Origin of the sequence: Bacteroides difficilis (assembly GCF_048319815.1) — a bacterium.
Classification (GTDB): Bacteria; Bacteroidota; Bacteroidia; order Bacteroidales; family Bacteroidaceae; genus Bacteroides; species Bacteroides zhangwenhongii.
Map to the genome: position 1 here is coordinate 1,681,310 of NZ_CP182814.1, position 12,708 is coordinate 1,694,017.

The 12,708-nt window shown below is 42.0% G+C and carries 7 protein-coding genes; all 7 read left to right on the forward strand.

Annotation, left to right across the window (positions count from 1 at the left end; translation table 11 throughout):
• Nucleotides 1–3: 3 nt before the first annotated feature.
• Nucleotides 4–1,092 (forward strand): hypothetical protein, encoded by a 1,089-nt coding sequence (locus ACNOGP_RS06165; protein ID WP_418214335.1) that lies wholly within the window; start codon nucleotides 4–6, stop codon nucleotides 1,090–1,092.
• 75 nt (nucleotides 1,093–1,167) lie between these two features.
• On the forward strand, nucleotides 1,168–3,357 hold the full coding sequence (locus tag ACNOGP_RS06170; protein ID WP_418214336.1) for an alpha-galactosidase: 2,190 nt from the start codon (nucleotides 1,168–1,170) through the stop codon (nucleotides 3,355–3,357).
• A gap of 20 nt (nucleotides 3,358–3,377) precedes the next feature.
• Nucleotides 3,378–4,100, forward strand: a complete 723-nt coding sequence (locus ACNOGP_RS06175; protein ID WP_418214337.1) for a gamma-glutamyl-gamma-aminobutyrate hydrolase family protein — start codon at nucleotides 3,378–3,380, stop codon at nucleotides 4,098–4,100.
• Nucleotides 4,101–4,232: 132 nt separating this feature from the next.
• Entirely contained in the window at nucleotides 4,233–7,091 is a 2,859-nt protein-coding gene (locus ACNOGP_RS06180; protein ID WP_418214338.1) for a sugar-binding domain-containing protein, read from the forward strand.
• 224 nt (nucleotides 7,092–7,315) lie between these two features.
• Nucleotides 7,316–9,517, forward strand: coding sequence for a glycoside hydrolase family 3 N-terminal domain-containing protein (locus ACNOGP_RS06185; RefSeq protein WP_418214339.1), 2,202 nt, complete (start codon nucleotides 7,316–7,318; stop codon nucleotides 9,515–9,517).
• Between the two features lie 7 nt (nucleotides 9,518–9,524).
• Nucleotides 9,525–10,613, forward strand: coding sequence for a hypothetical protein (locus ACNOGP_RS06190; protein WP_418214340.1), 1,089 nt, complete (start codon nucleotides 9,525–9,527; stop codon nucleotides 10,611–10,613).
• A gap of 66 nt (nucleotides 10,614–10,679) precedes the next feature.
• Nucleotides 10,680–12,680 carry a glycoside hydrolase family 97 protein gene (locus ACNOGP_RS06195; protein WP_418214341.1) on the forward strand — a complete coding sequence of 667 codons (2,001 nt, stop codon included), beginning with the start codon at nucleotides 10,680–10,682 and terminating at the stop codon, nucleotides 12,678–12,680.
• Nucleotides 12,681–12,708: the final 28 nt, after the last annotated feature.

Sequence of the window (12,708 nt, forward strand, 5' to 3'; positions counted from 1 at the left end):
AGCATGAATATTTTAAAATATCTACTGATTGCATGTAGCTGCCTGATTGGGGCAGCTCATGCTCAATCTCCGATTGCGAAAGATACAATAGAATATCGTGCCCAGGTATGGGTTGATAAAACAGACCTGGAACGTTATGGTGGAGAAGAGGATTTCAAGAAGAACTTGAAAAAGATGTTTCATAATACTACGCGTTTTTGGAATGAAAGTCCTAATAAATTCAATCATTATTTTCGCTTTGTTCCTGCTGAAGAATTGTACGTCTACGACATTCAGGGAGACAAAAACAAATATGATGAATTTAAGAATAAGGCTTATGGACCATTGGATTTGTCGAAATATGATTTTGTGTTGTTCTTGGCGTTGGGTGCAAAGAATGAAGGGCTTTCCTGTGGGGGAGGTGGAGCGAGTGGGCAATCTGTAGTGATGTGTTATATTCGCGAACCTCATAATATCTTTACGGATGCGCTTTATCCCAATCAGGGAACGTATAGCAATCTAGGACATGAATATGGTCATATGCGTGGTGCTACGGATTTATATCAGTATATGATTGCCGCAGAAGACAATCCTGTGAGCCACGAGAAACTGACTCCACCTAAATGTAATATGGGGACGGGTTATCGTGTATGGAGTGATTATTGCTCGGCATTGTTCAATTATACGGCGAAGATGAAGCCGCTCGATAAGAACTTGTCAGATCTGGTATTTCCGCGTAAACTGGTGATTAAGGTAGAAAAGAATGTAAAGGCGAAATCCAACTATACTGTGAATTTCTATGGTACACGTGCCGGTGGTAGATATAATAAGCGTGATGTATACCCAAAGGTGTACAGGACTTATCAGACGGATAAAAAGGGAAAAGTTGAACTGACCAATCTGTATAAACTGTATCATCCCGATATGACTGACCCCAATATTCCGCCTAAGGAACCGCAGGACTTATTTCCTTACTCTTATTGGTTCAGTTTCCTGGTGGAGGTGATAGATGATGCGGGGCAGAAGAAATATGTATGGTTACCGGATGTAGAGTTACAGAGACAACATTTGGAAACAGGTAACGATGTCTGTGAAGTAAAAGTTGAATTTTAAGGGTAAAAAGATCGTTAGTTTACAACGTTTTCTATAGGTATTGTTTACGATACAATGAATTAAATCAATAAAGCCATGAATAAAAAGATGGGTTTAATGATGGCAATGGGGCTGTTGATATCAGCTCCATTGTTGTCAAAAGATTACTTGATTTCCACTCCTCGGACCTCATTGTTGATTACGGCCAATAAGGGTGAAAAGTCAAAAATGCAATATTATGGAGTGAGTATCACTCCCGTTCAGATCCAGAATATTTATGATGCCGGTTTGGCTTTCGAAGCGGATAGTTATCCAGCATTCGGTCTTCAGACCGTAGGCGAAAAGGCGGTCGCAATTACCCATGCCGACGGCAATATGTCATTGGATTTGGGAGTAGATAATGTAAAGCAATACGGGATTGACGATGGTGAGATTTTGGAAGTGCTTCTGAAAGATAAGATATATCCTGTTTGGGTGAAACAATGTTATAAGGCTTATAAAGGAACGGATATAATTACCACTTGGGTTGAGATTGGCAATGCAGGTAAGAAACCGGTAACACTGTTTCAGTTTGCTTCCGCTTATTTGCCGATGTCTCGCGGGGACAACTGGCTGACGCATTTTCATGGTTCGTGGGGCGCGGAACATACGATGGATGAAGAGAAACTGACGAACGGGCAAAAAGTGATTGCTAACAAAGACGGACTGGCGAATACGGAAACGGATAATCCTTCTTTTATGTTGTCGTTGGACGGCAAACCGCAGGAAGAAACAGGAAAAGTCTTTGGGGGCGTTTTGGCTTGGAGTGGTAATTATAAGTTGAAGCTGGATGTTCGCAACACAGCACTGAATATAATAGTCGGTATGAATGAGGAAAGTTCACAATACATATTGGAACCGAAAGAAACATTCGTCACTCCTGAATTTGCCATGACATATAGTACCAATGGCAAAGGTGGGGTGAGTCGTGCTTTTCATCATTGGGCACGCCAATATAAAATGAATCAGGGTGAAAGGCTGCATGACATCTTGTTGAATAGCTGGGAAGGTGTTTATTTCAAGGTGAACCAAAAAGGGATGGATGAGATGATGGAAGCTTTCTCTGCCATGGGTGGAGAGTTGTTTGTCATGGACGATGGCTGGTTTGGAAATAAATATCCCCGTAATGGTGGAAACAGTAGTTTGGGTGATTGGGAAGTCTGCAAAGAAAAACTGCCTGAAGGTATTGAAGGATTGCTTGCGTCTGCCAGGAAGCATCATATAAAATTCGGTATCTGGATTGAACCGGAAATGTCGAATACTAAGAGCGAACTGTTCGAAAAGCACCCGGACTGGATTCTGAAAATTGATAACCGTCCTTTATCTACTGGGCGTGGCAAAACGCAGGTAGTTTTGGATTTGACTAATCCGAAAGTGCAGGATTTTGTTTTTGGAGTGGTTAATAATTTGATGACGAACTATCCGGAAATTGCCTATATGAAATGGGATGATAATTGCAGTTTGCTGGATTATGGTTCTTCCTACTTACCAAAAAACAAGCAATCACATCTCTATATTGAGTATAATAGGGGTTTACAGAAAGTACTTCAGCGTATTCGTGCCAAGTATCCTGAACTCGTGATGCAGCTATGTGCTGGTGGCGGTGCCCGCGTCAATTATGGATTGCTTCCGTATTTTGATGAGTTCTGGACGAGTGATGATACGGATGCTTTGCAAAGAATTTATATGCAATGGGGAGTTTCCGGTTTCTTTCCGGCTATTGCGATGGCATCTCACGTAAGTGCGGACAAGAATCATCAGACCGGACGCCGTATTCCATTGAAATTCCGTTTTGATGTGGCAATGTCCGGGCGATTGGGAATGGAAATTCAGCCGAAAGACATGAATGATGTTGATAAGGCATTCTCCAAGCGTGCTATTGCAGCGTATAAAGATATTCGTCCTGTGGTTCAGTTCGGTGATTTGTATCGGTTGGTGTCTCCATACGATAATAAAGGAGTATCCTCTCTGATGTATGTCACTTCCGAAAAGAATAAGGCGGTCTTTTATGCATATAAGATTTCTCATTTCATCAATATGGTTATTCCGAAGGTTTGTATGAATGGATTGGATCCGTCGAAGAATTATCGTTTGGTAGATTTGACACCTGTGGACAGTAGCAAACCTTGTGACCTGAATGGTAAAATCATTAGTGGAAAGATATTGATGGAAGAAGGCATTGCATTAAAATCATTGCTGAAAAGTGAATATTCAAGTTTGGCTTTACAACTACAGGCTGTGGATTAAGTTGATAAAAGACAATGAGAATGATAAAAAGAGAAATTCCTGTTATTGGCATTTCTACTGAAATTGATATTCCGGGAAGAATATCTGTGAAAAGAAAATATGTGGATGCTGTCCTTCAAGCGGGCGGCATCCCTTTTATTCTTCCGTTTACCGACAATGTACAGATTTTACAATCTGTGGTTTCTTCTATTGATGGTTTACTCCTGACAGGTGGGGGAGATATATCGCCTGTGATATACGGAGAATCGACTCTTCCTGAATGTGGAGAATGTTGCCGGGATAGGGATGACTTTGATTATGCTTTGCTGCGCTTGGCATCCGAAAAGCAAATTCCCGTTTTAGGTATTTGTCGGGGAATGCAGATTATTAATACTTATTTTGGTGGAACATTATATCAGGATTTGCCTGCTCAATATCCCTCGGAAATTAATCATCGGTCACCGGATGCGTTTATGATATTACAGCATAATGTGCGATGTTTGAGGACCGGAAAGTTGTATTCTGTTACAGGCAAGGAAAGTTTGAAAGTCTCCTCCATTCATCATCAAGCCGTTAAGAAATTGGCTTGTGGATTCAAGGCATCTGCTTTCGCTGATGATGGAGTCATAGAATCAATCGAATCTGATTCCGAACATATTTGGGGGGTTCAGTTCCACCCGGAGTTGCAGGCTGTGGAAGGGGATGAAGCTATGAAAAAACTATTTGTGTATTTTATCAGTCAGGCAAGGACATTATCATGCTGATAGTGATATCAAAGGGATGATACACAGTATCTTTTACGATATTATTGTTTTTTTGTACGGGATTTGTCATTGTGGTTTGTTCTCCGTCCTATCTTTGTAAACAGATAAATTAAGGACATTAAATCATATATTATGAATAAAGTTATGCGTAATCGATTAGCTGGAACTCTTTTATTATTATTTGTTTTTTTGTGTACATCATGGGCGCAGACATCAGGTTTGCGCAAAATGATTGATTTGAGCGGAACGTGGAGTTTTGCATTGGACCCTCACGGCAAGGGAGAACAGGAAAAACTGTGGAACATGGATTTTGCAGAAACTGTGACTTTACCCGGTACAACAGATTCAAATCGAAAAGGAATAGAGAACACCAACAAGTCGGAGACCACTTATTTGTCCAGATATTATAAATATGAAGGTGCGGCATGGTATAGCCGGAATATAGAAATACCAGCCGACTGGAAAGAAAAGCATATCGTGTTGTTTCTGGAACGTACTCGTCCGACAACCGTGTGGATCGATGGTCGGGAAGTGGGTAAATGCAACTATTTATCTACCCCACAGGAATTTAATCTCACTCACTTCCTGGCTCCCGGTTCACATAAGCTGACTATTCGTGTAGATAACGGAAAAAGTATTCCCGGGCAGATTCGTTCAAGTTCTCACGCTTGTACGGAATCTACCCAGACAAACTGGAACGGTATTATCGGACGGATGGAATTGCAGGCAATGAATCCATTGTTTATTGAGTCCATTCAGGCTTTTCCTCAGGTAGAAGACCGCTCCGTAAAAGTGAAAATAACTCTTTCCAATTCTTCAGGCATTGGTGGGAAGAAACTGCAGTTGTCAGCTTCTGCTTTCAATACTGCCAAAAAGCATAAAGCCAGATCTGCGGAATATGATTTGAAAGAGGGGAGCAAGGAATATGAATTCACTTATCAGTTGGGAGATAATGCAGTATTGTGGAGTGACCTCCAGCCGGCTCTATATCAACTGAAAGCAGAGATAAATGGCATAGACGAGAAAACAGTTCGTTTCGGTTTGCGCGACTTTAAGACTGAAGAGACGCATTTCACTATCAATGGCGCCAAAACATTTCTTCGGGGAAAACATGATGCCTGTGTATTCCCTTTGACGGGCCATACGGCGATGGACTTGGAACAATGGCGTCGTTATTTCAGGATTTGTAAGGAATATGGATTGAATCATTGTCGTTTTCATTCTTGGTGCCCACCTACTGCGTGTTTTGAAGCTGCGGACTTGGAGGGTATTTACTTGCAGCCAGAATTACCTATCTGGGGAGGGTTTAAGAAAGAATCTGCCGAGCTGATGGATTTTCTGATGAAAGATGGAGAGAATATCATGCGTGAATATAGTAACCATGCTTCTTTTGTACTCTTTGCCTTGGGGAATGAGCTGGGAGGTGACATCGATGTGATGAAAGAGTTTGTAGATCGTTTCCGTTCCATAGAGCCGAGGCACCTATACACGTATGGTTCGAATATCTTTTTAGGCTCACGAGGACATATTCCGGGTGAGGATTTTCTGGTAACTTGTCGTGTAGGCAGTGGTGAGGGTTATTCTACTCATGCTCGTGCTTCTTTCTCTTTCGCAGATGCGGAAGAAGGTGGCTATCTTAATAATACCTATCCTAATTCGGTAATGAACTTTGATGAGGCTCTGGAAAAATCTCTTGTTCCGGTGATCGGACATGAAACCGGACAGTTTCAAACTTACCCGAATTATGAGGAGATGAAGAAATATACAGGAGTCTTGGCGCCCTGGAATTTTGAAGTGTTTCGTGACCGCTTGGAGAAAGCCGGCATGCTGGAGCAGGCGGATGATTTTTTTAAAGCATCGGGTGCATGGTCTGTGGAACTTTATCGGGCAGATATTGAAATGAATCTCCGCTCCAAACGGATGGCTGGTTTTCAGTTACTCGATTTACAGGATTATCCGGGACAAGGGTCGGCTTATGTTGGTATTCTGGATGCTTTTATGGATAGTAAAGGATTGGTTGAACCGAAGAAATGGAGAGAATTCTGTAGTGAAGTGGTTCCTTTATTGACAACTGCCAAGTTCTGTTGGACAGGCGGTGAATCATTCGCAGGTACTGTTGAGATTGCCAATTATGGAGAAACTTCATTGAACGAAAAAAGTATTTCATGGGAACTCAAAAATGGGAAGAAAAGCCTTGGCAAAGGTAAGATGGCTATTCCATCGGGATTAGGATTATTGACTGCCGGAACTATTCGTTTGACATTGCCCGATGTGGAGCAAGCGTATAAAGCCGAATTACTTTTGAAAGTATCCGGAACTTCCTATCAGAATAGTTATCCGCTATGGATATATCCTGCAAAGAAGCAATTGAAGACAGGTAATGTTGTAGTTGCCCGCCAACTAACGGATGATGTGCTGAATGCTTTAAAGCAAGGTGGAAAGGTACTGTTGATGCCTCGTGGGGAAGACTGTAAAGAAGTAACAGTGGGAGGATTGTTCCAGACCGACTATTGGAATTATCGTATGTTCAAAAGTATCTGTGACCGCATCAAGAAACCTGCTTCACCTGGTACATTGGGGATTCTGACCAATCCCGAGCATCCGGTATTCAATGACTTCCCGACCGAATACCATACGAACTGGCAGTGGTATCCAATCATCAAACATAGCTATCCGCTTATTCTGGATGGTATGCCAAAAGAATACCGCCCTATTGTGCAGGTAATTGACAATGTGGAACGAAATCATAAACTCGGCTTATTGATGGAGTTGAATGTAGAGGGCGGTAAATTACTGCTTTGTATGTCCGACTTGGAAGCGGTACGTGACACACCGGAAGGATTACAATTCTATGCCGTTTTGCTGGCGTATATGAATTCTTCAGATTTTAAACCGTCCACTTCATTGTCGGTAGAATCGTTTAAGAATCTGTTTGAGACAGGTGTTCGGAAAGAGGGAATAAAAGTGCTGGATAATATCTCTTACGAATAAGTGAAGAGTAAGGAGAAAATCGTATCAATAAAGGCAAAAAAATGACAGAAGTGCTTGAATGCTATACGGAAAGAAATAGAAAAAAAGCAGACTTTACGATATTATTGTCCTTTTGTACGCAATTCGCCAATGTGAATCTGACCAGCGGCTATCTTTGCGATAGAAAGTAAAACGTATGGAGGATATTAACATTTAAATTAATACAGATAAACTCTTATAATAAAATGACGAAAAGACTAATTACATATTCGTGTATGGCGATTTTCGCTATGGGAAGCATGGCGCAGAATCAAAAGGATGAGGCTCAAATGAATCGTTTCATATCCGGTCTGATGAAAAATATGACACTGGAAGAAAAAGTGGGGCAGTTAAGCCAATGTTCCGGTGGATTTGCCACAGGTCCTGATAATACACGTATCAGTCGGACAGAAGATATAAGTAAGGGATTGATCGGTTCTTTGCTGAATGTATCCGGTGCTGCTAATACTCGTAAATATCAGGAGGCAGCTATGAAATCACGTTTACAGATTCCTTTGCTTTTCGGATTGGATGTTATTCATGGATATAGAACAGGTTTTCCGTTGCCATTGGCAGAGGCTGCGAGTTTTGATCTGGATGCTATAGAAAGAGGATCGAGATGTGCGGCAAAGGAAGCTGCGGCAGCCGGGTTGCATTGGACGTTTGCTCCAATGGTGGATATTAGCTGGGATGCCCGGTGGGGGCGTGTGATGGAAGGGGCCGGTGAAGATCCTTATTATGGCTCGTTGGTTGCTAAGGCGCGTGTACATGGTTTACAGGGAGATGATTTATCGAAAGAGAATACTATTTTATCCTGTATTAAGCACTTTGCCGGATATGGTGCAGCTATTGCCGGAAAAGATTATAATAGTGTGGATATGTCGATGGGACAGTTTGCCAATTTCTATATGCCTCCTTACAAGGCTGGTGCAGAGGCCGGTGCTGCTACTTTCATGAGTGCGTTCAATGACTTTAATAACGAACCGTCTACCGGAAGTACTTTTCTGTTGAGGGAGCTCCTGAAGAATCAATGGGGATTTAAAGGGTTTGTAGTATCCGACTGGGGATCAGTGGGAGAAATGATGAACCACCGTTATGCGAAAGATGAAAAAGAAGCTGCTTATAAAGGAATCAAGGCCGGACTGGATATGGAGATGGTCAGTGAATGCTATTCCAAGAATCTGGTGTCTCTGGTAAAAGAGGGTAAGGTATCTATCAAGCTGGTGGATGATGCTGTCAGACGTATTTTGGAACAGAAATATAAACTGGGATTATTTGATGATCCGTTCCGATACTGTGATGAAGAAAGGGAACGTACAGTGATTGGTTCACAGGAATCCCGCAAGGAAGCATGCTACGTTTCCGAACGTTCTATTGTTCTTTTGAAAAATGAAAACTCGGTGTTACCGCTTTCTTCTTCTATCAAGAAAGTTGCTTTGATTGGTGCGCTTTCCAAGTCGCAGAAAGATATGTGCGGTGCATGGTCCTGTGCAGAGGTTGGTAAAGTAGTAACCTTGTATGAGGCAATGGAGAAACGAGGAGTAGACATCAACTATAATGATGGGTACGATCTGAAAACGAATAAAATTGTAAATCTGGATCAGACTTTAGCTGCTGCCCGCCAATCGGATGTGGTTATCGTTGCAATGGGAGAACAAGCTTGGGAAAGTGGTGAGATGCGTTCGAAAGGAGATATTTCTATTGCTGCCGAACAACAGCGTTTGGTTTCCGAATTGGTGAAGACTGGCAAACCGGTAGTTGTACTAATGATGTGTGGTCGTCCTGTTATTTTCAATGAAGTTCGTCGGGATGCTCCCGCTATCTTATGTACCTGGTGGCTGGGGAGTGAAGCTGGTAATGCTATTTGTAATGTACTTTGGGGAGATTATAATCCTTCGGGTAAGCTGCCAATGACTTTTCCGCAGCATAACGGACAGATACCATTGTATTATCAATATAAGAGCACAGGACGCCCCACTGCATTGGGCGGGTGGTGTGCGAAGTACATTGATATTCCTACGGAGCCTGCTTATCCGTTCGGCTACGGTTTGTCATACACTACTTTCAATTATTCGGATGTGAAACTGCTTCCGGGTGATGGAAAAGGTACTTATACACGTGTTGCTGTAACGGTTACCAATACTGGAAAATACGAGGGAGAGGAAGTTGTTCAGTTGTATGTACGCGATGAGGTGGCTTCTATCACTCGCCCTATCAAAGAATTGAAAGGCTTTGAAAAGATTAAGCTGAATCCAGGTGAAAGCAAAACGGTCACCTTCGACGTAAAAGATGAACAACTAGGATTCTACAATAATCAAATGAAGTTCATTGTGGAGAAAGGAGACTTCACTTTGATGGTCGGTGGAAATAGTCGTGATTTACAAGAAATAAAATACATTCTTAACTAAGAACTATATGAAAAACAACTGGAAAAGATGGCTTATATTTCCTGCTCTATTGCCTTTCTTCTCTTGGATGGAGGCAAAGACATTGGAGGAAAATCTGATTCAACAATCTTTGGACACCATTGAATACCGGGTATTTGCGGCTGTCGATAAGGCCGGAGTGGAGCATTGGGGAGGTAAAGAAGCTTATCAAGCGAAGCTGAATGCTTTTTTCGACCAAGTGAACGACTTCTGGAACAAAGCCGGCAATGGACGTTTCAACTACTATTTCCGTTATATACCGGATCTGCAGGTGATTTACGACTGCTCCTCCCGCCAATTGGAGAAAATCTATCAGAAAAGTGCCGGTTTTCCCAATCACGATGTACTGCTGATTATAGATTCTATTCTTGATTTTGACGATGAAGAATCGGCTAAAGGATGGTATTGCGGTGGTGGGGCGGACGATCTGAATATGGTAATTTGTCGTAGCCGCAGCAAGACGGAACATGAAGATCTGTTTGGTATCGACTATTTTCATAGAGGAGTGGCACATGAGTTCGGACATTATCGTGGGGTAACCGACTTGTATGCTGATAGAATCCGGGCAAAGAACAATCCGGTGAACCATATCGAATATGAACCTGACTCTTGTGTGATGAACAGTCATTATAAAACATATAAATGGAGCTCGTATGCAGTTCATATAATCAATCACACCGCCAAATCCAAACGTCCGAGACGTGATTTCGACGGATTCTTCAAACAAATGTTCCCCGAAAACATACAGGTATCTGTAAAAGTGAAAGGTAAAAAGCAAAAAGGGGTAAAGCTGAATCTGTATGGTTCACGTGCAAAATTTAATGATCTGATCGCTACTCCTTACCGTACTTATGAGACGGATAAGAAAGGAGAATATCTGATAACTGGTGTCCCCAACTTATATGATAGTCCCGCACCTCCTTTGCATACCGACGAATTGCCTTATAATCGCTGGTTCACTTTCTTGCTCGAAGCCGAATATAAAGGGGAAAAGAAATACGTATGGCTTCCCGAATATGAGGTGCAACAGGCTTTCTTTGAGAATAAGGATACCTATCAGGTGACAATTGATTTCTAAAAAAATGGTACTCTTATGATAAATATGTAAATAAAAAACCGTGTGAAATACAAAAAGTATTAGTTTATGAAACGTATGATGAAAAGACTTTTGCCGGTTCTAATGGCTATCGCACCTCTAACCATTTGTGCACAAAAAGTGTACGAGCTGAAAGACATTTCCGGTAAAGTGCAGGTGAACGTGATTGTGAATGATAAGAATGTGGAATACTCCGTTCTTCACGACAACGATGTGATGGTGGCTCCGTCTCCTATTTTCATGAAACTAACTGATGGTACAGCTTTCGGACTCAATCCAAAAGTAAAGAAGATTAGCCGCCGTTCTGTAAATGAGACTATCTATCCTCCCATCTATAAGAAGAAATCAATCAAGGACCAGTTCAATGAACTGACCATTGACTTTAAAGGAGGATATAGCTTGGTGTTCAGAGCTTATGAAGATGGTGCAGCCTATCGTTTTGTCTCTGAACTGAAGAAGCCGTTTATGGTGGAAAGCGAGCAGGCTTCTTTCTGTTTTCCGAATGATCCGAAAGTTTTTGTAGCTTCACCGAAAGGCCGAATGAACGAGGGCAAGAAAGATCCTTTCTACAGTTCTTTCCAAAATACGTATCTAGAAACTGCCTTGTCTGAATGGGATAAGGAACAGATTGCCTTTTTACCGGTTTTGGTCGAGGGAAAGAACGGAAAAAAAATCTGTATCACTGAAGCCGATTTGATGAACTATCCGGGTATGTATGTGAAGCATGGTGAGCATGGATATTCTCTGGATGGAATCTTTGCAGCTTATCCGAAAACGATAGTAGACGAAGTTCGCGGGCTGAAAGGGGTAGTAAAATCTCGTGAACCCTATATTGCTAAAGTGGAGGGAAACACAGCATTTCCCTGGCGTGTCATGGTCATTGCCAAGGATGATGCAGAACTGCTTTGTAATGATATGGTATATAAACTGGCTACTCCGGCACAATTTACAGATTTTTCTTGGATTAAACCGGGTAAAGTGGCTTGGGACTGGTGGAACGACTGGAATCTCTACAACGTGGATTTCCGCGCAGGTATCAACAATGAGACTTATAAATACTATATTGACTTTGCCTCGAAATTCGGTATCGAATATGTGATATTGGATGAGGGCTGGGCAGTGCCGGGTAAAGCGGATTTGTTTGAAGTGATTCCTGAAATCGATTTGAAAGAGTTGATTAGCTATGCAAAAAGCAAAAATGTAGATTTGATACTTTGGGCGGGCTATCGTGCTTTTGAAAAAGACATGGATCGTGTATGTAAGCATTATGCCGCAATGGGAATCAAAGGCTTCAAGATTGATTTTATGGACCGTGACGACCAACAAGTAGTTGAGTTTAACCGTAAAGCGGCTGAAACCGGAGCAAAATACAAATTGCTGATAGATCTCCATGGAACGTTCAAACCGACTGGCTTGCAACGTACTTATCCGAATACGATCAATTTCGAGGGTGTCCATGGACTGGAAGAAATGAAGTGGGCAGAACCGGGAACAGATCAAGTGATATATGATGTGACAGTTCCTTTCATCCGCATGGTTGCCGGACCGCTTGATTATACACAGGGAGCGATGAATAACGTAATCATGAAGAACTTTCATGCTGTCTATACAGAACCGATGAGTCAGGGTACCCGTTGCCGTCAGTTAGCATTGTATACTATTTTTGATTCTCCTATTAATATGCTGTGTGATGCACCTACTAATTATCTGAAAGAGGAAGAATGTACGAAGTTTATCGCTGCCATTCCTACTGTATGGAATCAGACACTTCCAATAAGCGGAAAAGTAGGCGAACATATTGTAATGGCACGTGAGAAAGACGGCATCTGGTATGTGGGTGGATTGACCGACTGGAAAGAGCGTGATGTTGAAGTCGATCTGTCTTTCTTGGCTGATGGTGAGTTCAATGCGGAAATATTTAGAGATGGTATCAATGCCGATCGTGTTGGGAAAGACTATAAGCGTGAAGTGATCCGCGTATCAGCCAATAAGAAGTTGAATTTACACATGGTTCCTGGTGGTGGATTTGTTATAAGGATAACAAAATAATTGAAGGTTGTTTTGGTTTGTAAAGGGG